This window comes from Roseovarius litoreus (assembly GCF_900142765.1).
In the GTDB taxonomy this organism is placed as follows: Bacteria; Pseudomonadota; Alphaproteobacteria; order Rhodobacterales; family Rhodobacteraceae; genus Roseovarius; species Roseovarius litoreus.
In genome coordinates, this window is sequence record NZ_FRCB01000007.1 from 168,136 (window position 1) to 192,584 (window position 24,449).

Below are 24,449 nucleotides of genomic sequence, written 5' to 3' on the forward strand. Positions count from 1 at the left end.
CAACTGCGCGGACAAGTGCTTAACTCACCTCAGCTAACGAATGACTAGCCAAATGGGAGGACTCTATGCCACAGGTCAGCATGACCGTGAACGGCAAGCCCGCGACCGGCCAAATCGAAGGCCGCACGCTGCTTGTCGACTTCATCCGCGAGACACTCAACCTGACCGGAACGCATGTCGGCTGCGACACCAGCCAATGCGGCGCCTGCGTTGTGCATGTGAACGGCAAGGCCGTGAAATCCTGCACGATGTTCGCAGCCGAAGCCGAAGGCGCCGATGTGCTCACCATCGAAGGGGTCGCTGCTCCCGATGGCACGCTCGATACCGTGCAGCAGGCCTTCCATGAGCATCACGGCCTGCAATGCGGCTTCTGCACGCCGGGCATGGTGATGTCGGCCAAGGCCCTTCTGGCCGAAAACCCGACCCCGACCGAGGCCGAGATTCGCGACTATCTCGAAGGCAATATCTGCCGCTGCACCGGCTATCACAACATCGTGAAAGCAATCATGGCCGCGTCCGGGCAGGATGTGAGCAAGATCGCCGCCGAATAACGAACAAACGCTCGGCGGGCGCACCGCCGCGACCCACCAACAGGGAGGACACCTCATGCCCAAGGACGGAGGCATCGGCGCCAGCACAAAGCGCCGCGAGGACGCCCGGTTCCTGACCGGAATCGGCAACTACACCGACGACATCAACCTGCGCGGACAGGCCTATGTGCATTTCCTGCGCTCTGACCTGGCCCATGGCCGGATCAACGACATCGACACCAGCGCCGCCGAGGCGATGCCCGGCGTCGTGCGGATCTTCACCGGCAAGGATTTCGAAACCGCCGGCAGCATCCCCTGCGGCTGGCAGGTCACCGACCGCTTCGGCAATCCCATGAAAGAGCCCCGCCACCCGGTTCTGGCCGAAGGCAAGGTGCGCCATGTGGGCGACCCGATCTGCGCCATCGTGGCCGAAACCCGCGAACAGGCCCGTGACGCGGCCGAGGCGATCGTGCTCGACATCGAAGAACTGCCCGCCGTGATCGACATGAAGGCGGCACTGGCCGAAGGCAGCACCAAGGTGCATGACGAGCTGGACGACAACCTGTGTTTCGACTGGGGCTTCGTCGAGGAAAACAAGGAAGCCGTCGACGAGGCGATCCGTAACGCGGCGCATGTCACCACGGTCGAGCTGATCAACAACCGTCTCGTGCCCAACGCGATGGAACCGCGCGTGGCCGTCGGCGACTACAACCGCGGCACCGGCGAGCATACGCTTTACACGACCTCGCAGAACCCGCATGTGATCCGGCTTCTGATGGGCGCTTTCGTTCTGGGCATCCCCGAACACAAGCTGCGCGTGGTGGCCCCCGATGTAGGCGGCGGCTTCGGCTCGAAGATCTACCATTACGCCGAAGAGGCGTTCTGCACCTATGCCGCAAAGGAACTCAACCGTCCCGTCAAATGGACCTGCACCCGCTCCGAGGCGTTTCTGAGCGACGCGCAAGCCCGTGACCACGTGACCAAGATCGAACTGGCGCTGGATGCGGACAACAATTTCACCGCCGTGCGCACCATGACCTATGCCAATATGGGCGCGTATCTGTCGACCTTCGCGCCCTCGATCCCCACTTGGCTGCATGGCACGCTGATGGCCGGCAACTACAAGACGCCGCTGGTCTATGTGAACGTCAAGGCGGTGTTCACCAACACCGTGCCGGTCGATGCCTATCGCGGCGCCGGCCGCCCCGAGGCGACCTATCAGCTCGAACGTGCCATCGACAAGGCGGCGCGCGAATTGGGTGTCGATCCGATCGCGCTGCGCCGGCAGAACTTCATCACCGAATTCCCCTATGCGACGCCCGTCGCCGTGGAATACGATTCGGGTGATTTCCACCGGCTGATGGACAAACTTGAATCGCGCGCCGATTTCGCCGGGTTCGCCGCCCGCCGCGCGGAAAGCGAAAAGAACGGCAAGCTGCGTGGGCTCGGCATCAACTGCTTCATCGAGGCCTGTGGCATCGCGCCCTCGAACCTCGTGGGGCAGCTTGGCGCGCGGGCGGGTCTTTACGAATCCGCCACCGTTCGGGTCAACGCCACCGGCGGCATCACCGTGATGACCGGCAGCCACAGCCACGGGCAGGGCCACGAAACCGTGTTCCCGCAGGTGGTGGCCGACATGCTGGGCATCGACGCCTCGATGGTCGAGATCGAACATGGCGACACCGCCAACACTCCGATGGGCATGGGCACCTATGGCTCTCGCTCGATCGCGGTGGGCGGCTCGGCCATGGTGCGTGCGACCGAAAAGATCATCGCCAAGACCAAGAAGATCGCCTCTCACCTGCTCGAAGCCTCCGAGGCGGATATCGAGCTGAAGGATGGCCAGTTCACCGTCGCGGGCACCGACAAGTCGGTGGCCTGGGGGGATGTGACGCTGGCGGCATACGTCCCGCACAACTATCCGCTCGAGGATCTGGAACCGGGGCTCGAGGAAACCGCCTTCTACGATCCCAACAACTTCACCTATCCCGCCGGCGCCTATGCCTGCGAGGTCGAGGTGGATCCCGAAACCGGCAAGGTCACCATCGCCCGCTTCACCACGGCGGATGATTTCGGCAATGTCATCAACCCGATGATCGTCGACGGTCAGGTGCATGGCGGCCTGACCCAAGGGATCGGCCAGGCGCTTCTGGAAAACTGCACCTATGACGAGAACGGACAGCTTCTGTCGGCCAGCTACATGGATTACGCCATGCCGCGCGCCGATGACGTGCCGTTCTTCTCGATCGACCATTCCAACGGCACGCCCTGTACCCATAACCCGCTCGGGGTGAAAGGCTGCGGCGAGGCGGGGGCCATCGGCTCCACGCCCACGGTGGTCAATGCTGTGGTCGACGCCCTGCAATCGGGCGGCATCAAGGTGGACCACGTCGACATGCCCGTCTCGCCCTCCCGGGTGTGGCAGGCGATCCAGGCAGCAGGTTGAGGAGGACCAGACCATGTATGCATTCGACATCGAACGCCCCACGACAGTGGCCGACGCGGTCAAGCTGCTCGTCGCCTCCGAGGAAAATCAGCCCCTGTCCGGCGGACAGACGCTGATTCCCACCCTCAAGCAGCGCCTCGCCAGCCCCGAGACCCTCATCAGCCTGACCGGCATCGATGAGATCAAGGGCATCTGCGAGGATGATTCCGGCCGCATCTGCATCGGTGCGGCCACCACCCATGCCGAAGTGGCCTCCGGCGCGGGCAAATACCCCGCGCTGGCGGCGCTGGCCTCGCATATCGGCGACCCGGCGGTGCGCAACCGTGGCACGATCGGCGGCAGCCTTGCCAATAACGACCCCTCGGCCTGCTATCCGGCCGCGGCCCTCGGCTCGGGTGCCGTGATCGTGACCAACAGCCGCGACATCGCCGCCGACGATTATTTCCAGGGGATGTTCACCACCGCGCTCGAACCGGGCGAGATCATCACCGAGGTGAAATTCCCGGTGCCGCAAAAAGCCGCCTACATGAAGTTCGAGCAACCCGCCTCGCGCTTCGCCCTCGTGGGCGTGTTCGTCGCGCAATACGAAGGCGGCGTGCGCGTCGCGGTGACCGGCGCCTCCGAAGAGGGCGTGTTCCGCTGGTCCGAGGCCGAGGCGGCACTGTCCTCGGACTTCTCCGCCAGCGCGCTCGAAGGTCTGTCCCTGCCGGGCGACGGCATGATCTCGGACATGCACGGATCGGGCGACTACCGCGCGCATCTCGTGGCGGTGATGACCCGCCGCGCCGTGACCGCTGCGGGCTGACGCTGCAGCGCTCGACCCTAATGCCCCCGCCATCCTTGCGATGGCGGGGGTTTTTCTTGGCCCGGTGCCGCGCGTTCCTCGCACCCGACAGGGCAGGGGCTTTACGCGCCCCCGTTCCGCCTCTATCCCGCGTCGCATGACCGCCTGTCGTTTCGCATATCGCGCATGAGCGCCCGCATGACCTGTCTCGGGCCTTGCCGCCCGTATCAGGCGGCCCGCCGGTCATGATCGCGCTCTCGGGTCTGTTCCTCGCGGCCTTCGCCGCCGCCACGATCTTTCCGTTCCAGTCCGAAGCGGTGCTCGCCGGTCTTCTCGTGGCTGCCACCCATCCCGCCACCCTGCTGATCGCGGTCGCCACCTTGGGCAATGTGCTGGGCAGCGTCGTCAACTGGGTCCTGGGGCGCTATCTGCTGGTCTTTCGCGACAGGCGCTGGTTCCCCGCCTCCGCCTCACAGCTCGACCGCGCCCAGGCCTGGTACGGTCGCTACGGGCGCTGGTCGCTTCTGGGCAGCTGGCTTCCGGTCATCGGCGATCCGCTCACCGTGGTCGCAGGGCTGATGCGCGAGCCGCTCCCGTCCTTCCTTTTGCTGGTCACGATCGCCAAGGGCGCGCGCTACATCCTTCTGGCCGCCGCGACCCTCGCCTGGCTCTGAGCGCCGGCTTCATCCAAAACGTCACCGCCCCCCGGACCTTCATGTTTCTTCTGGCTCCAAATATCCCGGGGGAGTCGTTGAAATCCCATGGGATTTCAACGGCGGGGGCTGGCCCCCATACCCCCGGAAGCCGCGCGCGCTCAGCCCGACAGCTTGCGCAGCCGCTTGAAGAGGCTCGATGTATCCCACCGGCCGCCGCCCATGTTCTGGACATCCTTGTAGAACTGATCGACCAGAGCGGTCACCGGCAAGGAGGCGCCGATCTCGTCGCCCGTCGACAGGCAGATATTCAGGTCCTTGCGCATCCAGTCCACCGCGAAGCCATGCTCGAACTTGTCGTCCAGCATCGTCTCGTAGCGGTTCGACATCTGCCAGCTTCCGGCGGCCCCCTGGCTGATCACCTCGACCACCGCGCGCCCGTCAAGCCCCGCCTCTTCGGCGAAATGCAGCGCCTCGCTCAGACCCTGCACCAGCCCGGCGATGGCGATCTGGTTGCACATCTTGGTCATTTGTCCCGCGCCGCTCTCGCCGATCCGGCGGCACAGCTTGGCATAGGTGGTCATCACCGGCTCGGCGGCGTCATAGGCGTCCTGATCGCCGCCGCACATGATCGACAGCTGGCCGTTCTCGGCCCCCGCCTGACCACCCGAAATGGGCGCATCGACGTAATTCAGCCCGGCCTCTTTCGCCAGCGCGTAAAGCTCCTGCGTGACCTTGGCCGAGACCGTCGTGTGATCGACGAAAACCGCCCCTTCGCCCATCCCGGCAAAGGCGCCATCCGGCCCGGTGCACACGCTGCGCAGATCGTCGTCATTGCCCACACAGGCCATCACGAAAGCCGCCCCTTCGGCGGCCTCGCGCGGTGTGGCCGCGTGGCGCCCGCCATGTTCGGCGGCCCATTTTTCCGCTTTCGCCGCGGTCCGGTTGTAGACGCAGACGTCATGTCCCGCCGCCTGCAGATGCCCCGCCATCGGGTAGCCCATCACGCCAAGGCCAAGGAATGCCAGTTTCGTCATCATCGTCTCCCTTCCCATTGTCTCGGGGGGGATTTCTGACTATCCCATGGCGGAATGCAAGGGAAAACCGGGTGCGTGCATGGCGTCGATCTTCAAATGGCTTCTCAGGCTGACCGGCGGGGCCATCCTGCTGGTGCTGGTGGCCGTGCTGGGCCTGTACTACCTTTTGTCGCGCTCGCTGCCCGATTACGACAAGTCCCTCACCGTCGAGGGCCTCTCCGCCCCGGTCGAGATCGTGCGCGATCACGCCAATGTGCCGCATATCTTCGGGCAGGCCGACGCCGACACGTTCTTCGGCCTGGGCTATGCCCATGCGCAGGACCGGCTGTGGCAGATGGTGATGCTGCGCCGCACCGCGCAAGGCCGCCTCTCCGAGGTATTCGGCCCCCGCACGCTCGAGATCGACAAGGTCATGCGCCGCTTCGATCTGCATGATCTGGCCCGCAGCTCGGTGGCCGCCCAAACCCCCGAGACCCTCCGCGCGCTCGAGGCCTATGCCGCGGGCGTCAACGCCCGCCTCGCCGAGATCAACGCCGACGCGCTTGGCCGGGGCGCGCCCGAGATGTTCCTCTTCAACGCGCCCATGGCGCCGTGGCAACCGGCGGATTCGCTGGCCATTCTCAAGCTGATGGCGGTGCAACTCTCCTCGCATCTCGAACATGAGGTGCTGCGCGCGCGCACCTCCCTCGCGCTCGAGGAGGCCACGAGGATCGACGATATCCTGCCGCTCGCCCCCGGCAGCGGTCTGGCGGCCCTTCCCGATTACGCAAGCCTGATGCCCGGCGCCGAGACGCTGCGCCATGCCGCGCTGGCGGAGCGTCCGCGCGATCCGCTCTCGCCCTTCAATCCGCGGGCCTTTGCAGGGGCCTCGAACGCCTGGGCCGCGGCACCGGCGCGCTCGGCAAGCTCGGGGACGCTTCTGGCCAATGATCCTCACTTGGGCTTTTCCGCGCCGGCGATCTGGTATCTCGCGCGGCTCGAACTCGAACGCGGTGGCGTGATCGGCGGCACGATCCCCGGCATGCCCGCCATCCTGAGCGGGCGCAGCAACGATCTGGGTTGGGGGCTGACCTCGTCCTATCTCGACGATCAGGATGTGCATATCGAACGGCTCAACCCCGAAAATCCCGGGGAATACCTGACGCCCGAAGGCTACAAACCCTTCCGCACCGCGCGCTCGATCATCCGCATCAAGGATGCCGAGCCCGTCACCCTGACCCTGCGCTGGACCGACAATGGCCCGGTGCTGCCCGGCTCGCACGCCGATCTGGGCACGGTCACGCCGGCGGGTCATGTGGCCTCGCTGTCCTGGACGGCACTCGATCCCGCCGACACCACGATGAGCGCGGCGATTGCCCTGATGGGGGCCGCCTCGGTCACCGAGGCGCTGGCCGCAGGCGAGCTTTACATCGCGCCGTCGCAAAACGTCCTTCTGGTGGACAACGACACGATCGCCATGAAAACCCTTGGCGCCATGCCGCGCCGCAACGCCCAACATGAAAGCCAGGGGCGCATGCCCTCTCGGGGCTGGGTGCGGCAGAACCGCTGGCAGGGGATCAGCCCCTATTCGGCCAATCCCGAATTTATCGCGCCTGCAGGCGGTGTGCTGGGCAACACCAACAACAAGACCGTGGACCGGCCCTTTCCGTTGCATGTGAGCTTCGTCTGGGGCGACACGCAGCGCATCCACCGCTGGCAACGCCTGATGCAAAGCCGCGAGGTGCATACCCGCGACAGCTTCATCGAGGCGCAGCTCGACACCGTCAGCTTCACCGCGCGGTCGCTTCTGCCGTTGATCGGTGCAAACCTGTGGTTCACCGGCGAAGCCGCGCCCGACGGCACCCCCGAACGCCAGCGCCAGCGCGCGCTCGATCTTCTGTCCGACTGGAACGGCGAGATGAACGAACATCTGCCCGAGCCGCTGATCTATGCCGCCTGGATGCGCGCGCTTCAGGATCGGCTGATCCGTGACGATCTGGGGCCGCTGTCGCGCGAATTCGCCCATCCCGACCCGGTGTTCATCGAACGGGTCTACCGCGATATCGACGGTGCCTCGGCCTGGTGCGATGTCCGGCAATCCTCGCCGGTGGAAACCTGCACCGATATCGCGCGGATGGCGCTGGATGATGCGCTGGTCTGGATCAACGAACGGTATGGCACGGCGCTCGAAAGCCTGCGATGGGGCGACGCGCATCAGGCGACGCATGATCACCCGGTTCTGGGCGACGTTCCGGTGCTGCGCTATTTCGTCAATATCCGTCAATCCACCTCGGGCGGCGACAACACCCTGCAACGCGGGCGGACCCGTGGCGCTGGCCCCGAGCCGTTCCAGAACGTGCATGGCGCGGGCTATCGCGGGGTCTATGATTTCGCCGATCCCGACAGCAGCGTGTTCATCATCTCGACCGGGCAATCGGGACATTTCCTGTCCCGTCACTATGACGATCTGGCACAGCTCTGGCGGCGGGGCGAATATATCCCGATGTCTCTGGACCCGGAACTGGCGCGCGCGGCGGCGGTGGGCATCACCCTGCTCGAGCCGGCCGTGCCGCAATAAGGCCGTGAACGGGCAGGGGCGTCAGGCGCGCGGCCCGGCTCAGACCGGCCTCGCCGGTGCCAGATGCCGGCCGAACCAGCCGGTCGCATGCGCCACCACTTGATCCAGCGCGCCGGGTTCCTCGAAAAGATGCGTCGCACCCGGCACCACCTGGATCATTGTTTCGCAAGTCAGCGACCGTGCCGCATGACGGTTCAGGATCAACACCGTGCCGTCCAGCTCGCCGACGATCAGCAGGGTCGGCGCCAGAACGCGGGGCAGCGCGTCTTTCGCCAGATCCGGGCGCCCGCCGCGTGAGACCACCGCCTGCACGACGCTCGGGTGATCGGCCGCCGCCTGCAAGGCCGCCGCCGCCCCCGTGCTTGCCCCGAAGAGACCGCAGGGCAGATCGCGCACGCGGGTCTCGAAGGTGCACCAGTTCAGCGCGGCCCCCACGCGATTGGCCAGCAACGCGATGTCGAAAACATTGCGTTTGTCCAACGCCTCCTCTTCGGTCAGCAGATCGAACAGCAATGTGGCCAGCCCTGCGGCGTTCAACCGATCCGCCACGTATTGGTTGCGCGGACTCATCCGGCTGCTGCCGCTGCCATGAGCGAAGATCACCAATCCCTTTGGGGCCTCCGGCACGTCCAACGTGCCTGGAAGAGCCAAGGCACCCTTCGCCACCGTGATAAAAGTCTCAATATGTGCGCTATTTCCCATTCTATCGATCATAGCCGATCTGGAATGTTAGCGCCTTGACATGAAACAAAGTAGCCACCGCTGCGCGGCCTGTGCTTCGGCGCGGGACTGATCCTCCGGTAGGCATCACCCGTCCGTCTCGGGGCGTCGGGCGACCAGATCGATCAGGGCCGACCGTCCGCAATGTCCACGACCCTCGCTGATCTCCCGCTCATATGCGCGGCACTCCAATATCTTCCAGTCCCCAAACGCCTCGCGCAGCAGGTCTTCGGTATACATGTTCTCCGCATGGGGTGGCCCGCCGGTGCCAAGCGCGATCTGCTCGGGCGTGTAGCCATGCAGCAGAATCACCCCTCCTGGCTTGACGCTGCGCCGCATGCCCTCGAACAGCCGGGCGCGCTCATCGGGTCCGACGAACTGGATGAAGATACCGGCCACAAGATCGAATGTCTCGGGCCAGTCATGCGCCAGCACGTCGGTTTCGCGAAAGCTCACCGTCACGCCCTTCTCGGCGGCAAGCGCCCGGGCCTTGGCGATGGCCGAGGGCGCGAACTCCAGTGCCGTCACCTCCAGACCGCGCTCTGCCATGAAGACCGAGTTGCGCCCCTCGCCATCCGCCACGGCCAGAGCCGTGGCGCCCGGCTTTAGCAGATCGGCGTGATCGGTCAGAAACGCCGCAGGCTCGCGACCGAACAGATAATCCGTCGTGGCGTAGCGCTCTTCCCACATATGCGCGTCCTTTCGTCTGCGAGGCGGTGTCGGTTCTTCGTGTCAGCTGGCCGCTACCGGTCATCCGTGCCGGCATATGAAAACCCGCCGGCACCGGGGGCGCAAGCGGGTGATTTTCGCGTGGATGTGTACGGAAGGGACACAATTTGCGGATCAGGGGCCGTGTTCCGTCCCAATCGCGTGTAGGATTCGTACGAATCCTACACAGGCAAGGGCGTGCCGATTACCGCGATTGGGGACCGATCACCATGATCATCTGGCGGCCTTCCATCTTCGGCATGTTCTCGACCTTGCCGACATCCTTGACATCCTCGGCCACCCGCTCCAGCAGGTCGCGGCCCAGATCCTGGTGCGCCATCTCGCGGCCGCGGAACCTCAGCGTGACCTTGACCTTGTCGCCATTTTGCAGGAATCTCATGACGTTACGCATCTTGACATCATAGTCATGCGTGTCGGTGTTGGGTCTGAACTTGACCTCTTTCACCTCGATGATCTTCTGCTTCTTGCGCGCCTCGGCCTCGCGTTTCTGCTGTTCGTACTTGAACTTGCCGAAGTCCATGATCTTGCAGACAGGCGGCTCTGCATTGGGCGAGATCTCGACCAGATCCAACCCCGCCTCCTCGGCCATCTCCATCGCCCGCTCCGGCGTCACGACGCCAACGTTCTCTCCGTCCGCTCCGATCAGACGGATTTCCGGGCAGCGGATCTTTTCGTTTATGCGGGGGCCTGTTTCGCGCGTCGGGGGCGCGTTGTGGGGTCTGCGGGCTATGGCTTTGTTCCTTTGGTTGTTGGGGTAATTTGATGCGCGAAAGTAACCGCGCCATCACGGCGTTTCAAGCGGCAAAATCGGCTGATCCAAGCCTAAATAAGCAAGATTGCCTCTTGCGGCTTTTCATTTGGGTCGACATCTGAAAGCAAGGACACGAAGGTCGCAAGCTGTTGGTCGGCCCATATTTCGAGGGGAAGAGAGTGATGAGAAACCTTGTTTGGATATTGGTGGCCGTTGCCGTGCTGGTGGGGGGCTACATGTTGTTCACCGGCAAATCGGTCGATGAGATCGCCGAGGCGGTCACCGGCGTCGTCGAGCAGCCGGAACCCCTGCAAGACGCCGCTGACACTCTCGGCACCGCCGCAGACACCGCCGCCGAAGAGACCGGGCAGGCCGTGGACGCAGCCCAGGATGCCGCAAGCGAAGCCGTTGACGCCGCTCAGGACGCCGCATCCTCTGCGGCAGACGCGGCCACCTCTGCAGTGGAAGGGGCCGTAGAGGCCGCACAGGACACGGTCGACGCAGCGCAGCAGGCGGTCGAAGAAGCGGTCACCGCCGCCGATGCCGCAACCGAAAGCACCTCGTCGGATGCTGCTCAAGCTACTGAAACAGCTGAGGAAACTGCACCTGCCGCGACCGAAAGCCCGGCTGATGCCGCGCCCGAGGCGACCCCGAGCACAGATAGCGCGACGGACGCCGCGACGGACGCAGCTGCCCAGACAGAACCCGAGACACCGGCAGACACCGCAACCGATAGCGCCGCGCAAACGCCCGAGGCCCTGACCGTCGACGGCTTCGACTTCGACAAGGTTGCGCAGATGATCGACGAGTCCCAGTTGGGCGACATGCAGAAAACCTTGCTGAAAGGCACTCTGGATCAGGCGCGCAACAATCCCGATCTTCTCAACCAGGCGCTCTCCTCGGTCCGCGAGGCGCTTGGTCTGTAACCCCGCGCGTCAAGCCGTGGAACGTAAAACCCGCGCCGTTGGGCGCGGGTTTTTTTATCTGCTTACTGGATCTGGCAGGGCCTCACCGCCCTGTCATCAGTCCAGAAACGCCTTTTCGACAACATATTCCTTGGGATCAGAATTGGCCCCCTCGCGCAGGCCGTAGCTTTCGAGCATTTCCTTGATTTCAAGGTTGAACGCCAGATTGCCACAAACCATCGCCCGATCCGTTTCAGGCGCAAGCGGCGCCACGCCGAGATCCGCGAACACCTCGCCCGAGCGCATCAGATCCGTGATGCGCCCCATTTTGGGGCTGTCTTCGCGTGTTGTGGTCGGATAGTAGCGCAGCTTTTCATGGAAACCTTCGCCGATCAGCTCTTCGAGCATTTCGTCGCTGCGAATGCTGTCGATCAGGTCGCGGCCATACGCCAACTCTCCCACTTCGCGGCATGTGTGGGTGATGATCACCTCATCGTAATCGGTATAGGTCTGCGGGTCGCGCAGAAGCGACGCGAAGGGCGCAAAGCCGGTGCCGGTGGCGAAGAACCAGATCCGTTTGCCCGGCAGCAACGCATCATGCACCAGCGTGCCCACGGGTTTGGGACGCAGGATGATCTCGTCGCCCGGCTGGATATGCTGAAGCCGCGATGTAAGCGGGCCGTCCTGCACCTTGATCGAATAGAATTCCAATTCGTCGTCCCAACTGGGCGAGGCGATGGAATAGGCGCGCAGAAGCGGCTTTTCCTTGCCGGTCTTCTCGTCCGTCTGCATCAGGCCGATCATCACGAACTCGCCCGAGCGGAACCTGAGCGACGCGGGCCGCGTCACCCGGAAGGAAAACAGGCGATCCGTCCAATGCGTGACTTGGGTGACTTTCTGCGCGTCGGGCAGGGTGGGGGTCTTGACGGCCTTGGCGGGTGCTTCGGTCACTTTGCTGATCTCGTTCATTGCCTCGTCTGCCGGTTCGTTAAACCGACACCTCTAAGTAATCTTTGATTCAGGTCAGGTACAGGGCGGTTTATCCGCGCAGGCGCGCCTGATAGTCATGCGCCTGCCAATCTGCGCGGAAAAGCCAATGATCTTCGGGCTGGCGCGCGGCCAGATCCTCCGAGATCTCGATCTCGTCGAACCCGGCACGCCGCGCCATAGCGTATTGATCGGCGATTACGTGACCCCGTGCGCGCAGACGGCCCTTGTAGCCCATCAGGCGCAGGTGCCGCGCGATGGTGAAGCCGCGCCCATCCGAAAAACTGGGAAAGTCCACGCGAATGAGCCTGATGCCGGGCAGGCGGCCTGCAAGCTCCTGTGGATCGGCGCTCGAGGGCAAGTCGATGCCATGATCCGTGCGCGCGTCTTCCAGTGCGGATATCGGGGCTGTCCAGTCGTCGGGGCCAAACCCTTTGTCGGTGACGATGATACTCATGCCGTCTCTCCTTGGCGGATAATCCGCCCGTTTTCGAAATGAATGCCGCATTCGGTCTTGTCGTGACCGCGCCAGCGGCCTGATCTTGGGTCTTCATGATCCGCCACGCGGGTGGTGCAGACCTGGCAGCCGATGGACGGATAGCCGCGCGCCACCAAGGGATGCCGAGGCAGACGGTTTTCGTCCATGTAGGTGCGGATATCCTCGGGGGTCCAATGGGCCAGCGGGTTGACCTTGATGCGCCCTGTGCCCGGCTCGGCCTCGAAGAAGTCCAGCGCGGCGCGGCTCGGCCCCTGGTAACGCTTGCGCCCGGTGATCCAGCCATCGAAGCCTTCCAGCGCGCGCGCCAGTGGCCTTGTCTTGCGCAGGTCACAGCAGGCGTCGGGGTTCGAGCGGTGCAGCACGCGGGCGGGATCCTCGCTTTGCAGATCGGCCTTGTTCGCCCGCACGATGCGCAGATCGCGCAGATCCAGCCGCTCGGCCAATTCGTGCTGATAGACCAGCGTTTCGGCAAACAGCATGCCGGTATCGACGAAGATCACCGGGGTGTCGCGCCTCAGGACGGCGATCATATGCAGCAGCACCACCGACTCCGCGCCGAAGCTTGACACAAGCGCCAGCCGCCCGGCATCCGCATCGCTGAGCGCATGCGCCAGAACGTCACTGGCCGCATGATGCCGGTAGCGCGCATTCAGGGCCTGCACACGCGAGGTCGGATCACTGCGCTGCATAGGCATTGGCCCCTGCGTTGTCATAAAGCGCGGTCTTGAACGGCTCCATTCCGATGCGGCGATAGGTCTGCAGAAACGTCTCGTCCGGGCTATCGCGGTAGTCGAGATAGGTTCGCACGATCCTTTCGATCGCCGGGAGGATTTCATCGGCCGAGAAACCGGGACCGGTCCGGTCACCCAAGCTCGCTGTCTCGGTGTGATCGCCGCCAAGCGTGATCTGGTAATTCTCCACCCCGGCCCGGTCGAGTCCAAGGATCCCGATATGGCCGACATGATGGTGCCCGCAGGCATTGATGCAGCCGGAAATCTTGATCTTCAACTCGCCGATTTCATGCTCGAGCTTCAAGTCGTCGAAGCGCCGGGCGATATCCTGGGCGATCGGGATCGAACGGGCCGTGGCCAGCGCGCAATAATCCATGCCGGGGCAGGCGATGATATCCGAAATCAGTCCGATATTGGCAGTGGCCAGCCCGTGCTTTTTCAGCGCGGCATGGACTGTCGGCAGATCGGATTTGTGCACATGCGGCAGGATGACGTTCTGTTCGTGGCTGATGCGCAACTCGTCATGGCCATAGCGTTCGGCCAGATCGGCCATGACGCGCATCTGCTCGGCGGTTGCGTCGCCCGGCGTGGCGCCATGCGCCTTGAGGCTGATTTGCACGATGGCATAGCCCGGCGCGCGATGTGCCGCGAGGTTTGTATCGGCCCAGGACCGGAAGATCGGATCGGTCCTGTAGCTTGTGTCGAAGACCGCCGTGCTGTCGGTGCGAAAGGCGGGCGGGGCGAAAGCGCTTTTGATCTGCTCGAAAAGCGCCAGATCGACGCCCGTGAATGTGGGCCGGATCAGGTTGAAACGGTCCTCCACGCGGGCGCGGATATCGTCGATCCCATGTTCGTGCACGGTGATCTTGATGCGCGATTTATACTTGTTGTCGCGCCGACCGAGCAGGTTCCAGACGCTGACCACCGCCTCCAGATAGGGCAGGAGATCATCCTGCGTCACGAAATCATTGAGGACCTTGCCGATCATCGGTGTGCGCCCAAGCCCACCGCCCACGATCACACGATAGCCGGTTTGCCCGTCGCGGCGGACGATCTGCAGGCCGATATCATGCGCGCGCGTCACCGCGCGGTCGGCGGCGGCCCCGGTGACGGCGATCTTGAACTTGCGCGGCAGGAACTGGAACTCGGGGTGATCGGTGGACCATTGCCGGATCAGCTCGGCCACCGGGCGGGGATCGGCGATCTCATCCGCTGCGGCGCCGGCGAAATGGTCGGCGGTCACGTTGCGGATGGTGTTGCCGCTGGTCTGGATGGCGTGCATGCCCACCTCGGCCAGCGCATCCAGCATGTCGGGCACGTCGCGCAATTTGGGCCAGTTGTACTGGATGTTCTGGCGCGTGGTGAAGTGGCCATAGCCTTTGTCCCACCGCAAGGCGAGATAGGCCAGCTGGCGCATCTGACGGCTGTTGAGCGTGCCATAGGGGATCGCCACGCGCAGCATGTAGGCGTGCAGTTGCAGATAAAGCCCATTCATCAGGCGCAGCGGTTTGAATTCATCCTCGGTCAAGGCGCCGCTCAGGCGGCGCTCGACCTGCTGGCGGAACTGGCGGTTGCGCTCGGCCACGAAGGCCGCGTCGAATTCGGTATAGTCATACATCGGTCAACTCCGCTTGTTTGCCGTGGCGGTAATTGGAGGGGCCGGTACGCCGGAACGCCTCGCGGAAATGAACGGGTTCGGGGCCGTTGGCACCTGCTTTTGCCTCGGCAAGATAGACACCCACGACAGTCTCGGTTTGCGCCTGTGCCATCAGAAGCCGTAACTGGGATTCGGCCTCGTCCGTGATCAACTCGGCTTCGGACATGTGCCGGGTCCATTGGTCATCCCGGGTGAGGTAAACGACATCGCCTTCGATCAGCGCGTTGGCGGTGACGACTTTGGGGGTGAAATCGCGGGGCATGTCAGGCAAGCTCCTGTTCTAAAGCGGAAAGTTCGACTTGGGTGGCCCGAGGGGCCAGCCCGTAGAATGTCAGCGCAGGCCCGGTGACGGCAGCCTCGTTCAGATCCTGCGGCAGCCGGTCAAGCGTGGTGCCGAGGATGCGCTGATCGGGCCGCGAGGCGTTCTCGACCACCGTGACCGGCGTGTTCCGATCGGCGCCATGCATGATCAGCCGCCCTTGAATGAAGCGTGCAGATTTCTTGCCCATGTAGATTGCGGCAACCTCTCCGGGGCGGGCCAATGCGGACCAGTCGTGATCGGCGAAGCCGGCCATGTCATGGCCGGTCAGGAACCGAACGGAGGCATTGCGCCGCCGTTGCGTCAGGCTTTGACCGATAGCGGCAACGCTGGCCGAGGCGGCGGTGACTCCGGGAACGATATGCCAGCCGATGCCGGCTGCATCCACGGCGTCGATTTCCTCATCAAGACGGCCGAAAACGGTAGGGTCTCCGCCCTTCAGGCGCACGACCTGCGCGCCTTGGGCCGCGTGCTCCGTGATCAGCCGGTTGATGTCGTCCTGCGTCATCGAGGGGCCGAACCCCTCTTTGCCGGCGTCGATCAGCGTGGCTTCGCGGCGGGCAAGCTCAAGGATCTCCGGCGTGACGAGCCGGTCATGAATGACCACATCCGCCGTATCGAGCGCCTTGCGCGCCTTGAGGGTCAGAAGCTCGGGATCGCCTGGACCGGCGCCCACGAAAGCCACATGGCCGGGGCGTTCCGCCGCGCTGTGATGGCGGCGCAAAAGCCCGTCCAGCATGGTCTGCACCGCGTCTTCCCCGCCGCGATCCATGGCGCGTGGTCCTGCGGTGAAGTAGTAATCCGCCCAGAAATCACGCCGTGCCCGGCCCATCGGCAGAGTTTCGGCCATCCTGCGAAACGCCTTGCCGATCCGCGCCAGCGGGCCAAGGGTCGCGGGCAGGCGGGCTTCCAGATCGGCCTTGATGGCACGCGCCAGAACGGGGGCTGCGCCTTCGGTGCCGATCGCCACGGTCACCGGGTCGCGGTCGACGATGGCGGGGGTGATGAACTGGCTGTCAGCGAGGTTGTCGACGATGTTGGTCAGCGCCCCGTCCGCGCGGGCGATGGCGCTGGTGCGGGCGTCTTCGGCCTCGTCTTCGTCGGCGGCGTAGAACAGCACCGCGCAGAGCGCGTCACCGGGCTCCATCGCGCGACGGTGCAGGGTCAGACGGCCTTCGGCGGCCCAGCCTGTGATCTCGGGGGCGGGGCTGGGCGCGAAGACGGTCAGATGGGCTTCGGTCTTGAGCAGCAGGCGGAGCTTTGCAAGCGCGGCATCGCCGCCACCCGACAGGACGATCCGGCGACCTTCGACCGCGAGGAAAACAGGAAAATGTTTCATGGGATGTCCCCGGTGAACTGTTTGACTTCTCCCGCAATATAGAAAATATTCCCATATAAGCGCCATAGCTCGGCAGAATTAAGAACATATGTTCCAAATAATGTGGGCCTTGCTGGGGCTGTTCCAAGAAAAAGGGAAATGTGAAATGAGTGTTCGCCTAGATGATCTGGATCGGAAAATACTTGTGCAGCTGCAGCAGGACGGCGGGCAGTCATTGGACGATATCGCCAAGATCGTCGGCAGCTCCAAGACGCCGGTCTGGAACCGGATTCGCAAGATGCGCGAGGCGGGCATCATCAAGCAGCAGACCTTTCTGCTGGATGCCGAAGCCCTTGGTTTTGAAGCATGTTTCTTTGTTCTGATCCGAACTTCGGAGCATGATACGGCATGGCAGGCCAAGTTCCTACAGGCCTTGCGGGACCGGCCCGAAGTGCAGGAGGCGCATCGGCTGGCGGGGGATATCGACTATATCCTGAAGGTCCGGGTGGCCAATGCGCGGGCTTATGACACGTTCTATCAGGCGCTGATTTCAGAGGTGAAGGTGCATAACGTTACCGCACTCTTGTCGATGGAAGAGATCAAATCGACCACGATGCTGCCATTGTGACAGCTTAAACAGTGCTCTCCAACGCATTGATAATAGGCGTGAAATCCGCCTCACGCAGGCTCGCGCCGCCGACAAGGGCGCCGTCCACATTCGGCACGGCGAAGATCTCGGCGGCGTTGGTCGGCTTGACGGAGCCACCATAGAGAATGCGCATCTCAGCCATGGCGGAGCCGAAGCGAGACGTCAGGTTTTCCCTAATGAAATCATGAACTTCGCCAATCTGCTCCAAGGTCGGGATCTTGCCGGTTCCGATGGCCCAGACGGGTTCATAGGCGATCACGGTGTTGGCGCTGGTGGCGCTGTCCGGGACCGAGCCTGACACTTGCGCGCCGATCACCTGCAGCGTTTGTCCGGTATCGCGCTCCACCAGGGTTTCGCCGATGCAGATGATCGCAGTCAGGCCGCTGGCATGGGCCTTGGACGCCTTGGCACGAACCAAGTCGTTGGTTTCCTTGTAGGTTTCGCGGCGTTCCGAATGCCCGACAATAACGGCGGTGGCGCCCGTGTCGGCGATCATCGGCGCCGAGATGTCACCGGTATGGGCGCCGGAGGCGGCGCTGTGGCAGTCTTGCGCCCCTATATCTGGTGCATGTCCTGTCACCATCTGGCTGGCCTGAAACAGCAAGGTCGCAGGCGGGCAGATCAGGATATCGACGCCGGGGGCGGGATGCGCGTTGACGATGGCTTGCAATTCGGCAAGCGCCGCGCTGGTTCCGTTCATCTTCCAATTTCCGGCAACCAGTTTGCGCATGCCCGAACACCCGTTCTTTTATTCTTGATTATACAGTGACTTGGAACGCGACGTTCACATGCCTTCGAACTTGATGGATTCGCCGCATCCACAGGCTTCGGTCACGTTGGGATTGTTGAACACGAACCCGGATTCCAGAAGCGATGTCTTGTAGTCGATCTCGGTGCCGAAAAGAAACATCTGCGCCATTGGCGCGATCATCACGCGCGCGCCATTCTGCTCGACCACCTCATCATGGGGATCAACCTCGGTGACATACTCCATCGTGTATTCCATGCCGGCGCAGCCGCCCTTCTTGACCCCGATGCGCAAGCCCTGATGTCCGTCACGGTCCATCAGTTTGGCGATCTGGGAGGCGGCTTCAGCCGTCATGCTGACGGCCTGTTTTCCGGGAATTCCAAACATGAGAAGTTCCTTTCAGCCGATTGATTTCATTACATGAAACCGAGTTCAAGTCGGGCTTCGTCGCTCATCATGTCCATGCCCCAGGGCGGATCCCAGACAAGCTCTACATCGACCTGTTTGACACCGGCGACCGGCTCGATCGCTTCGGCGACCCAACCGGGCATCTCACCGGCGACAGGACAGCCCGGAGCAGTGAGGGTCATGATGACGCGCACGGCATTCTCGGCGTCGATCTCGATCGTGTAGATCAGACCCAGATCGTAGATATTCACTGGAATTTCAGGGTCATAGACGGTCCTGCACGCTTCGACCAACTGGTCGTAAAGCGGGTGATCCGTGCTTGACGGGGCGATAAGGGGCGCGCCTTCAAGAGGTTCGGGGCTGTGGGTCATGTCCTGCGTCCTGCGGTGTTCCTGATTAAACATATAAGATTTATGATCGGATACGTCCAGAGGGGGTGTTGTGTAGGGTTCGTACGAAGCCTACGCGCCTTTGGGACCAAACGGCCCGCTGATGGCGCGGGTTGTGTCCCATCCGTACACATCGCCCTTCAAACGGGTCAATCGGGCGTCACTCGGCCTCGGAACTGCCGGCGCGGCGGCGGCGGATCGGGACGGGGCGAACGCGGGATTCGATCTGGTCATAGAGCAGGCCGACGATGTTCTTGCCGGTCGACTGCTCGATTCCCTCGAAGCCGGGAGAGGAATTCACCTCGAGCACCTTCGGTCCGGTTTCCGAGCGCAGGAGATCGACGCCCGCAAGGTTCAGATCAAAGGCCCGAGCCGCGCGGATCGCGGTTTCGCGTTCCTGCTTGGTGATGCGCACCGACTTGGCCGAGCCGCCGCGATGCAGGTTCGAGCGGAAATCGCCATCCGCGCCGGTCCGCTTCATCGAGGCGACCACCTTGCCGCCGATCACGAGACAGCGGATATCCTCGCCCGCGGATTCCTTGACGAAATCCTGCACGAGGAAATTGGCCCGCAGACCCCGAAAGGCGTCGATCACCGATTCCGCGGCCTTGCGGGTCTCGGCGAGCACCACGCCCTTGCCCTGGCTTGATTCCAGCAGCTTGACGATCAGCGGTGCCGTGCCGACCAGCCCGATCAGGTTGCTGGTGTCCTTGGGCGAGGCGGCGAAGGCGGTGTTCGGCATCCCGATCTTGGCGCGCGCCATCAGCTGATGGGCATAGAGCTTGTCGCGGCTGGCGGTGATTCCCGCCGATGGGTTCACGCAATAGGTGCCGATGGTTTCGAACTGGCGGATGATGGCGGTGCCATAGGGGGTGATCGACGCGCCGATCCGGGGAATGATCGCGTCATAGCGCGGCAGGCGCTTGCCGTCGTAATGCACCTCGGGGGCCATGGCATTGATCGCCATGTAGCAGCGCGTGGTATTGATGACCTCGACCGAATGGCCGCGTTTCTCGCCTTCCTCGACCAGACGGCGGTTGGAATAGTTGTCTTCACGCGAGAGTACGCAGATGCGCAGGGCGCGGGCCGGGGCGGCCTGTCGCATCTCGGCGGTGTGGTAGACATCATAGCTCAGTTCGGGCTGCATGAACCGGTCGGTCGCGACGATCGTGATATGATCCTTGAGCGCCTGACGGCCCAGAAGCATCCGGGAATTCATCGTGGAGCGGTTGGTCAGGGTGATTTCGATCGGCCAGGTGTCGCCGTTCACGGCGAGGTTGGATTCGATCACGTAGCGCAGCTCCTTTTCGCCGTTCGAAGAGGTCACCTCGCGGCGGTCTACGATCGGGGCGGAGCAGGGGATCACCAGATCGTCACGCCCGGGGATGGGATGCACGGTGAAGCGGACCTTGGGCTTGGCGGAGGAGCCGAAGGTTTCGATGTCGAAGGCATGCAGCGCGGACGTGCGCGCGCCGGTATCGACCTTGGCCCGGATCGCCGGAACGCCGAGGCCCGGCAGCGCCACCCACTCCTCCCAGCCGAAATTCAGTTGCCGGGTTTCGTCGGGGGTATCGGTCATGTGGTTCCTTTTGCGCACGCTGCAGGGTGATGTGACTGACGACCATATCCTGATTAATGTGACGATGCCAAGACACCCCGGCGCGCGCAGCGGGGGGATGTCGGAGGGTTTTGCATGTGGCGGCGAACCGCTTTATGAGGCGCGCAAAGACAGATGCGAGGGCACCCGGTGACTTTCAGGTTTCGACTTCAGGCGACGGACGGGATGGCAAGGACCGGGGTGATCGACACGCCGCGTGGCGAGGTGCGCACGCCGGCCTTCATGCCGGTGGGAACGGCGGCCACGGTCAAGGCGATGCTGCCGGGATCGGTGCGCGAGACGGGGGCGGATATCGTCTTGGGCAACACCTATCACCTGATGCTGAGGCCAACCGCCGAGCGGATCGCGGGTTTGGGCGGCTTGCATCGCTTCATGAACTGGGAGCGGCCGATCCTGACGGATTCGGGGGGCTTTCAGGTGATGAGCCTTGCAGGGCTGCGCAAGCTGACCGAAGAGGGGGTGACTTTCAAAAGCCATATCGACGGATCACGGCACGAATTGACGCCCGAACGCTCGATGGAGATCCAGCGGCTTCTGGGCAGCGATATCGTGATGTGTTTCGATGAATGCCCGGCACTGCCCGCCAGCGATGACGAGGTGGCGCGCGCGATGCGGCTGAGCATGCGGTGGGCGGAACGCTCAAAGGACGCGTTCGGCGACAGGCCGGGGCACGCGCTTTTCGGGATCATGCAGGGCGGTGTGACACAGGAGCTGCGCGAGGAATCGGCGCGCGCGCTGGTGGATATCGGTTTTGACGGCTACGCGGTGGGCGGTCTGGCCGTCGGCGAGGGGCAGGAGGCGATGTTCGGCGTGCTGGATTATGCGCCCGGCTATCTGCCGACCGACAAGCCGCGCTACCTTATGGGGGTGGGCAAGCCGGATGACATCGTGGGCGCGGTCAAGCGCGGCATCGACATGATGGATTGCGTGCTGCCGTCACGCTCGGGGCGGACCGGGCAGGTGTTCACGCGGCACGGGGTGCTTAACATCAAGAACGCGCGCCATCAGGACGATCCGCGCCCGCTGGATGATCAATGCAGCTGTCCGGCCTGCCGGGGCTATAGCCGGGCCTATCTGCATCACGTGTTCCGCAGTCAGGAGATCATCAGCTCGATGCTGCTGACATGGCACAACCTGCATTATTATCAGCAGATCATGGCCGGGATGCGCGGGGCCATCGCCGAGGGGCGCTTTGCCGACTGGGAAGCGGCGTTCCACAAAGAGCGAGAGGCCGGCGATATCGCGCCGCTCTGAGGCAGTCGGCACGCGGTTTGCACCGGCGAAGGGCAAAAACCAAACGCGCGCAGCAGGTTGCGCCCATTTGCGGGAAATGCCATTAAAACAGCCCTTGTGAAGCCCCGGCCAGAGGGGCAAACTGGGTCAACTCGGTTGAAACCGGGGCGGGGCCGCCCCAGATATATCCGCAGGAAACGTGGAGACGGGTGTGGCTGCCTGATGCAGGGGCCTGAACCGTCTGCCAAGATTAAGGAAACGAGCATGCAAGAGCCTCTCAATTCATCCTATCCGGTGCTGCCGCTGCGCGATATCGTGGTTTTCCCCCACATGATCGTGCCGCTGTTCGTCGGCCGTGAAAAATCGGTCCGCGCGCTGGAAGAGGTGATGCAGGACGACAAACAGATCCTGCTGTCGAGCCAGATCGACGCCAGTATCGACGACCCGACCGAAGACGGGATTTACCGCTCTGGCGTTCTGGCCAATGTGCTGCAACTGCTGAAACTGCCCGATGGCACCGTCAAGGTGCTGGTCGAAGGTGTCGCGCGGGTGCAGATCACCGATTATCTGGAGAACGAGAATTTCTTCGAGGCGCGCGCCGAATATCTCAGCGAGATGCCGGGCGATCCGGCCACGATCGAGGCGCTTTTGCGCACGGTCAGCGACGAATTCGAGCGCTATGCCAAGGTCAAGAAGAACATCCCCGAAGAAGCGTTGGCCGCCGTCAGCGAAACCGCGGAACCCGCGAAGCTGGCCGATCTGGTGGCAGGCCATCTGGGGATCGACGTCGCGCAAAAGCAGGAGCTTCTGGAGACGCTGTCGATCAGCGAGCGTCTGGAAAAGGTTTACGGCCTGATGCAGGGCGAAATGAGCGTTCTGCAGGTCGAGAAGAAGATCAAGACGCGCGTGAAATCCCAGATGGAGCGCACGCAGCGCGAATATTACCTGAATGAGCAGATGAAGGCCATTCAGAAGGAATTGGGCGATGGCGAAGAGGGCGAAGGCGAGATTGCCGAGCTCGAAGAGCGCATCTCCAAGACCAAGCTCAGCAAGGAAGCGCGCGACAAGGCCGAGGGCGAGCTGAAAAAGCTCAAGAACATGAGCCCGATGAGCGCCGAGGCGACGGTGGTGCGCAACTATCTGGACTGGATGCTGTCGATCCCGTGGGGTGTGAAATCCCGCGTGAAGAAGGATCTGGGCCGCGCGGAAAAGATCCTCGACACCGACCATTACGGGCTTGAGAAGGTCAAGGAGCGGATCGTCGAGTATCTGGCGGTGCAGCAACGCTCGAAAAAGCTGAAAGGCCCGATCCTGTGCCTTGTCGGCCCGCCGGGTGTGGGCAAGACATCGCTTGGGGAATCGGTCGCCAAGGCCACGGGGCGCGAGTTCATCCGCATTTCGCTTGGCGGGGTGCGCGACGAATCCGAGATTCGCGGCCATCGCCGGACCTATATCGGGTCGATGCCCGGCAAGATCATCCAGGCGCTGAAAAAGGCCAAGACGACCAATCCGCTGATCCTGCTCGATGAGATCGACAAGATGGGTCAGGATTTCCGTGGCGATCCCGCCAGTGCGATGCTCGAGGTTCTGGACCCCGAACAGAACAGCAGCTTCGTGGACCACTATCTTGAGGTGGAATACGATCTGTCGAACGTGATGTTCCTGACCACGGCCAACAGCTACAACATGCCGGGGCCGCTTCTGGACCGGATGGAGATCATCCCGCTCGCTGGTTACACCGAGGACGAAAAGCGCGAGATCGCCAAGCAGCATCTCATCGCCAAGCAGATCAAGAACCACGGTCTGCGCAAGGGTGAGTTCGAGCTGGCCGATGATGCGCTGACCGATATCATCCGGCACTACACCCGCGAGGCCGGTGTGCGGAACCTCGAGCGCGAAATCGCCAAGGTGGCGCGCAAGGCGGTGACGCAGATCATCAAGGGTGAAACCAAGTCGGTGAAGGTCACGTCGGAGAATATCGACGACTTCCTTGGTGTGCGAAAGTTCAAGTATGGTCTGGCCGAAGAGAAGGATCAGGTCGGTGTCGTGACCGGGCTGGCCTATACGTCGGTCGGCGGCGAGCTTTTGAACATCGAAGCGGTGCGCCTGCCGGGCAAGGGCCGGATGAAGACCACCGGCACGCTTGGCGATGTGATGAAGGAATCGATCGATGCGGCCAGTTCCTATGTCCGGTCGATCGCGCCCGAAATCGGCGTGAAGCCGCCGCGCTTCGAGAAGTGGGATATCCACGTGCACGTCCCCGAAGGCGCGACGCCCAAGGATGGCCCGTCGGCGGGTCTGGCGATGGTGACGTCGATCGTGTCGGTGCTGACCGGTATTCCGGTGCGCAAGGACATCGCCATGACCGGCGAGGTCACGCTGCGCGGCAATGCGCTGGCGATCGGCGGGCTGAAGGAAAAGCTTCTGGCGGCCCTGCGTGGCGGGATCAAGACGGTGCTCATTCCGCGTGAGAACGAGAAGGACCTGACCGAGATCCCGGACAATGTGAAAGAGGGGTTGGATATCATCCCCGTCGATCACGTGCGCGATGTGCTGAAACTGGCGCTGGTGCGTCAGCCCGAGCCGGTGGAATGGGATGAGGAGGCCGAAGAGGCCGCCGCAGCCGAAGCCGCGCTGAAGGGTGAGGACACGGCCAAGAGCGCCACGGCCCATTAAGCCAGCCGGTCTGCGTTGAGACTTGTAAAGGCCCTGTCGGACGATCCGGCAGGGCCTTTCGCTTGCGTGGGTGCACAATGGCCAGGTGACTGTGGCCAAGTGACT

At 63.2% G+C, this 24,449-nt stretch carries 23 protein-coding genes; 9 read left to right on the forward strand and 14 right to left on the reverse strand.

All coding sequences use genetic code 11. From position 1 onward, the window contains the following. The first annotated feature begins 65 nt into the window (after positions 1-65). The 4 genes from F3H35_RS14185 to F3H35_RS14200 all read left to right on the forward strand — a co-directional run bounded on the left by F3H35_RS14185 (position 66) and on the right by F3H35_RS14200 (position 4,434). Positions 66-551, forward strand: a complete 486-nt coding sequence (locus F3H35_RS14185) for a (2Fe-2S)-binding protein (protein ID WP_149780204.1) — start codon at positions 66-68, stop codon at positions 549-551. Positions 552-606: 55 nt separating this feature from the next. After that, positions 607-2,976, forward strand: coding sequence for a xanthine dehydrogenase family protein molybdopterin-binding subunit (locus F3H35_RS14190; RefSeq protein WP_149780205.1), 2,370 nt, complete (start codon positions 607-609; stop codon positions 2,974-2,976). A 13-nt stretch (positions 2,977-2,989) separates the two neighbouring features. After that, positions 2,990-3,781 (forward strand): FAD binding domain-containing protein, encoded by a 792-nt coding sequence (locus F3H35_RS14195; protein WP_149780206.1) that lies wholly within the window; start codon positions 2,990-2,992, stop codon positions 3,779-3,781. A 224-nt stretch (positions 3,782-4,005) separates the two neighbouring features. Continuing rightward, positions 4,006-4,434, forward strand: a complete 429-nt coding sequence (locus F3H35_RS14200) for a YqaA family protein (protein ID WP_149780207.1) — start codon at positions 4,006-4,008, stop codon at positions 4,432-4,434. A 140-nt stretch (positions 4,435-4,574) separates the two neighbouring features. On the opposite strand, the gene F3H35_RS14205 is transcribed toward F3H35_RS14200, so the two are convergent. Then, entirely contained in the window at positions 4,575-5,468 is an 894-nt protein-coding gene (locus F3H35_RS14205) for an NAD(P)-dependent oxidoreductase (protein WP_394852317.1), read from the reverse strand. Between the two features lie 61 nt (positions 5,469-5,529). On the opposite strand from F3H35_RS14205, the gene F3H35_RS14210 reads away from it, so the two are divergent. Further along, a complete protein-coding gene (locus F3H35_RS14210; RefSeq protein ID WP_149780209.1) occupies positions 5,530-8,007 on the forward strand; it encodes a penicillin acylase family protein in 2,478 nt (825 codons plus the stop codon). Between the two features lie 39 nt (positions 8,008-8,046). Here the strand turns inward: F3H35_RS14210 and F3H35_RS14215 are convergent, their stop codons facing one another. The 3 genes from F3H35_RS14215 to infC form a co-directional block, all read right to left on the reverse strand. Further along, the gene (locus F3H35_RS14215) at positions 8,047-8,721 is read right to left on the reverse strand and encodes a dienelactone hydrolase family protein (RefSeq protein ID WP_149780210.1); all 675 of its coding nucleotides are present in this window, start codon (positions 8,719-8,721) and stop codon (positions 8,047-8,049) included. A gap of 93 nt (positions 8,722-8,814) precedes the next feature. Next, positions 8,815-9,417: an SAM-dependent methyltransferase gene (locus F3H35_RS14220; protein WP_149780211.1), complete on the reverse strand. Its 603-nt coding sequence runs from the start codon at positions 9,415-9,417 to the stop codon at positions 8,815-8,817. Positions 9,418-9,640: 223 nt separating this feature from the next. After that, positions 9,641-10,186, reverse strand: a complete 546-nt coding sequence (infC, locus tag F3H35_RS14225; RefSeq protein ID WP_149780212.1) for a translation initiation factor IF-3 — start codon at positions 10,184-10,186, stop codon at positions 9,641-9,643. 203 nt (positions 10,187-10,389) lie between these two features. Between infC and F3H35_RS14230 the strand changes: the two genes are divergently transcribed. Continuing rightward, positions 10,390-11,133, forward strand: coding sequence for a translation initiation factor 3 (locus F3H35_RS14230; RefSeq protein WP_149780213.1), 744 nt, complete (start codon positions 10,390-10,392; stop codon positions 11,131-11,133). Positions 11,134-11,229: 96 nt separating this feature from the next. Here F3H35_RS14230 and F3H35_RS14235 read toward each other — a convergent pair whose 3' ends face one another. The 6 genes from F3H35_RS14235 to cysG all read right to left on the reverse strand — a co-directional run bounded on the left by F3H35_RS14235 (position 11,230) and on the right by cysG (position 16,644). Continuing rightward, a complete protein-coding gene (locus F3H35_RS14235) occupies positions 11,230-12,081 on the reverse strand; it encodes a ferredoxin--NADP reductase (RefSeq protein ID WP_149780214.1) in 852 nt (283 codons plus the stop codon). Between the two features lie 70 nt (positions 12,082-12,151). Beyond that, positions 12,152-12,556 carry a DUF934 domain-containing protein gene (locus F3H35_RS14240; RefSeq protein ID WP_149780215.1) on the reverse strand — a complete coding sequence of 135 codons (405 nt, stop codon included), beginning with the start codon at positions 12,554-12,556 and terminating at the stop codon, positions 12,152-12,154. Further along, complete coding sequence (locus F3H35_RS14245) at positions 12,553-13,287, reverse strand: phosphoadenylyl-sulfate reductase (RefSeq protein WP_149780216.1); 735 nt, start codon at positions 13,285-13,287, stop codon at positions 12,553-12,555. The genes F3H35_RS14240 and F3H35_RS14245 overlap by 4 nt, the downstream gene beginning before the upstream one ends. After that, positions 13,274-14,947, reverse strand: a complete 1,674-nt coding sequence (locus F3H35_RS14250) for a nitrite/sulfite reductase (RefSeq protein WP_149780217.1) — start codon at positions 14,945-14,947, stop codon at positions 13,274-13,276. The genes F3H35_RS14245 and F3H35_RS14250 overlap by 14 nt, the downstream gene beginning before the upstream one ends. Further along, positions 14,940-15,248 carry a DUF2849 domain-containing protein gene (locus tag F3H35_RS14255; RefSeq protein ID WP_149780218.1) on the reverse strand — a complete coding sequence of 103 codons (309 nt, stop codon included), beginning with the start codon at positions 15,246-15,248 and terminating at the stop codon, positions 14,940-14,942. Before F3H35_RS14255 ends, F3H35_RS14250 begins: the two co-directional genes overlap by 8 nt. A 1-nt stretch (position 15,249) precedes the next feature. After that, a complete protein-coding gene (cysG, locus tag F3H35_RS14260; protein ID WP_149780219.1) occupies positions 15,250-16,644 on the reverse strand; it encodes a siroheme synthase CysG in 1,395 nt (464 codons plus the stop codon). A gap of 145 nt (positions 16,645-16,789) precedes the next feature. Here cysG and F3H35_RS14265 point away from each other — a divergent pair, with 145 nt between their 5' ends. Beyond that, positions 16,790-17,251 carry an Lrp/AsnC family transcriptional regulator gene (locus F3H35_RS14265; protein WP_149780220.1) on the forward strand — a complete coding sequence of 154 codons (462 nt, stop codon included), beginning with the start codon at positions 16,790-16,792 and terminating at the stop codon, positions 17,249-17,251. Between the two features lie 4 nt (positions 17,252-17,255). Here F3H35_RS14265 and tpiA read toward each other — a convergent pair whose 3' ends face one another. From tpiA to rimK, 4 genes are all read right to left on the reverse strand, one after another. Beyond that, the gene (tpiA, locus tag F3H35_RS14270; RefSeq protein ID WP_149780221.1) at positions 17,256-18,002 is read right to left on the reverse strand and encodes a triose-phosphate isomerase; all 747 of its coding nucleotides are present in this window, start codon (positions 18,000-18,002) and stop codon (positions 17,256-17,258) included. Positions 18,003-18,056: 54 nt separating this feature from the next. After that, positions 18,057-18,407, reverse strand: a complete 351-nt coding sequence (locus F3H35_RS14275) for a HesB/IscA family protein (protein WP_149780222.1) — start codon at positions 18,405-18,407, stop codon at positions 18,057-18,059. Between the two features lie 29 nt (positions 18,408-18,436). Next, complete coding sequence (locus F3H35_RS14280) at positions 18,437-18,799, reverse strand: SUF system Fe-S cluster assembly protein (protein ID WP_007813427.1); 363 nt, start codon at positions 18,797-18,799, stop codon at positions 18,437-18,439. 178 nt (positions 18,800-18,977) lie between these two features. Beyond that, positions 18,978-20,396: a 30S ribosomal protein S6--L-glutamate ligase gene (gene rimK, locus F3H35_RS14285; RefSeq protein ID WP_149780223.1), complete on the reverse strand. Its 1,419-nt coding sequence runs from the start codon at positions 20,394-20,396 to the stop codon at positions 18,978-18,980. A gap of 153 nt (positions 20,397-20,549) precedes the next feature. Here rimK and tgt point away from each other — a divergent pair, with 153 nt between their 5' ends. Next, positions 20,550-21,689, forward strand: coding sequence for a tRNA guanosine(34) transglycosylase Tgt (tgt, locus tag F3H35_RS14290; RefSeq protein WP_149780224.1), 1,140 nt, complete (start codon positions 20,550-20,552; stop codon positions 21,687-21,689). 243 nt (positions 21,690-21,932) lie between these two features. Then, positions 21,933-24,344, forward strand: a complete 2,412-nt coding sequence (gene lon / locus F3H35_RS14295) for an endopeptidase La (RefSeq protein WP_149780225.1) — start codon at positions 21,933-21,935, stop codon at positions 24,342-24,344. Positions 24,345-24,449: the final 105 nt, after the last annotated feature.

Excerpts from the sequence above, each read along its gene's own strand:
- lon (WP_149780225.1), top strand. The coding sequence starts at position 21,933 with ATGCAAGAGCCTCTCAATTCATCCTATCCGGTGCTGCCGCTGCGCGAT.
- rimK (WP_149780223.1), bottom strand. The coding sequence starts at position 20,396 with ATGACCGATACCCCCGACGAAACCCGGCAACTGAATTTCGGCTGGGAG.
- F3H35_RS14275 (WP_149780222.1), bottom strand. The coding sequence starts at position 18,407 with ATGTTTGGAATTCCCGGAAAACAGGCCGTCAGCATGACGGCTGAAGCC.
- F3H35_RS14205 (WP_394852317.1), bottom strand. The coding sequence starts at position 5,468 with ATGGGAAGGGAGACGATGATGACGAAACTGGCATTCCTTGGCCTTGGC.
- F3H35_RS14220 (WP_149780211.1), bottom strand. The coding sequence starts at position 9,417 with ATGTGGGAAGAGCGCTACGCCACGACGGATTATCTGTTCGGTCGCGAG.
- cysG (WP_149780219.1), bottom strand. The coding sequence starts at position 16,644 with ATGAAACATTTTCCTGTTTTCCTCGCGGTCGAAGGTCGCCGGATCGTC.
- F3H35_RS14190 (WP_149780205.1), top strand. The coding sequence starts at position 607 with ATGCCCAAGGACGGAGGCATCGGCGCCAGCACAAAGCGCCGCGAGGAC.
- tpiA (WP_149780221.1), bottom strand. The coding sequence starts at position 18,002 with ATGCGCAAACTGGTTGCCGGAAATTGGAAGATGAACGGAACCAGCGCG.
- F3H35_RS14215 (WP_149780210.1), bottom strand. The coding sequence starts at position 8,721 with ATGATCGATAGAATGGGAAATAGCGCACATATTGAGACTTTTATCACG.
- F3H35_RS14195 (WP_149780206.1), top strand. The coding sequence starts at position 2,990 with ATGTATGCATTCGACATCGAACGCCCCACGACAGTGGCCGACGCGGTC.
- F3H35_RS14280 (WP_007813427.1), bottom strand. The coding sequence starts at position 18,799 with ATGACCCACAGCCCCGAACCTCTTGAAGGCGCGCCCCTTATCGCCCCG.
- F3H35_RS14235 (WP_149780214.1), bottom strand. The coding sequence starts at position 12,081 with ATGAACGAGATCAGCAAAGTGACCGAAGCACCCGCCAAGGCCGTCAAG.
- F3H35_RS14210 (WP_149780209.1), top strand. The coding sequence starts at position 5,530 with ATGGCGTCGATCTTCAAATGGCTTCTCAGGCTGACCGGCGGGGCCATC.
- F3H35_RS14265 (WP_149780220.1), top strand. The coding sequence starts at position 16,790 with ATGAGTGTTCGCCTAGATGATCTGGATCGGAAAATACTTGTGCAGCTG.
- F3H35_RS14200 (WP_149780207.1), top strand. The coding sequence starts at position 4,006 with ATGATCGCGCTCTCGGGTCTGTTCCTCGCGGCCTTCGCCGCCGCCACG.
- F3H35_RS14230 (WP_149780213.1), top strand. The coding sequence starts at position 10,390 with ATGAGAAACCTTGTTTGGATATTGGTGGCCGTTGCCGTGCTGGTGGGG.
- F3H35_RS14245 (WP_149780216.1), bottom strand. The coding sequence starts at position 13,287 with ATGCAGCGCAGTGATCCGACCTCGCGTGTGCAGGCCCTGAATGCGCGC.
- tgt (WP_149780224.1), top strand. The coding sequence starts at position 20,550 with ATGCGAGGGCACCCGGTGACTTTCAGGTTTCGACTTCAGGCGACGGAC.
- F3H35_RS14240 (WP_149780215.1), bottom strand. The coding sequence starts at position 12,556 with ATGAGTATCATCGTCACCGACAAAGGGTTTGGCCCCGACGACTGGACA.
- F3H35_RS14185 (WP_149780204.1), top strand. The coding sequence starts at position 66 with ATGCCACAGGTCAGCATGACCGTGAACGGCAAGCCCGCGACCGGCCAA.
- F3H35_RS14255 (WP_149780218.1), bottom strand. The coding sequence starts at position 15,248 with ATGCCCCGCGATTTCACCCCCAAAGTCGTCACCGCCAACGCGCTGATC.
- F3H35_RS14250 (WP_149780217.1), bottom strand. The coding sequence starts at position 14,947 with ATGTATGACTATACCGAATTCGACGCGGCCTTCGTGGCCGAGCGCAAC.